Genomic DNA, 801 nt, shown 5'->3' with positions numbered 1-801 from the left:
CCCACGAGGGCGGCGCCGGTGCCGGTGACGGTGAGGCGGCCGGTGCGCGCGTCGGTGGGGCGCTGGCGGCGCTCGTGGCCGGCTCCCTGGCCCTGCAGGTCGGGTGGGTGGTGTGGTTGTGGCGCTTCACCCCGCCCACCGACTGGGCGCCCTGAGACCGCCGCCCGCGCCGCGGTCCGGGCCCGCAGCGCCACCCGCGCGGCGCGCCGCACGGGTGGCGGTACGGGCCCGGACCGCCACCGGGGATAATGGCCTGGATCACGCCGCGCGGACCCGCCAGGTGGGGGCTCGCGTCCGGCGCGCGCCGAGAGAAGGGGTTCACGCCGATGGCGGCCATGAAGCCGAGGACCGGGGACGGTCCGCTGGAGGTCACCAAGGAGGGGCGCGGCATCGTGCTGCGCATGCCGCTGGAGGGCGGGGGACGCCTCGTGGTGGAGATGTCGCCCGACGAGGCGTCCGCGCTCGGGGACGCGATCACCTCGGTGGTCGGCTGACCGGGACGGCGGGCGGCCCCGCTGCGCCCGCGCAGCGGGGCCGCACCCCCGTCCGGCAGCCGCCGACACCCGTGCTGGTCCCCGTGCCGGGTCCCCCCGCCGTCCGCGGCGCCGGGTCCGGTGCCCCGCGAACGAGGAGACGCCCGTGCCCGACGTGAAGGCAGCACCGCCGCAGCTGCGCCGCTGGACGATGCCGGTGGTGGAGGTGGTGCCGGCCGGTCCCGCGGACGCCGACCTGACGGGCGTGGCCGCCCCCGCCGCCGAGGACCTGCAGCAGGACCACCACGATCACGCCGACGATGCCGAG

The 801-nt window shown here is 78.8% G+C and carries 1 protein-coding gene; it reads left to right on the top strand.

The window, feature by feature from the left end; all coding sequences use genetic code 11:
- The first annotated feature begins 326 nt into the window (after nt 1–326).
- A complete protein-coding gene (locus ABEB16_RS22520) occupies nt 327–494 on the top strand; it encodes a DUF3117 domain-containing protein (RefSeq protein WP_345714375.1) in 168 nt (55 codons plus the stop codon).
- The last annotated feature ends 307 nt before the right edge of the window (nt 495–801 follow it).

Origin of the sequence: Kineococcus glutinatus (genome assembly GCF_039542765.1) — a bacterium.
Taxonomy (GTDB): Bacteria; Actinomycetota; Actinomycetes; order Actinomycetales; family Kineococcaceae; genus Kineococcus_A; species Kineococcus_A glutinatus.
The sequence above is the reverse complement of the archived record's forward strand: the minus strand, read 5'-3'. Positions and strand labels throughout refer to the sequence as shown.

Bases quoted from the DNA above. Each gene is read 5' to 3' on its own strand.
- ABEB16_RS22520 (WP_345714375.1), top strand. From the start codon at position 327: ATGGCGGCCATGAAGCCGAGGACCGGGGACGGTCCGCTGGAGGTCACC.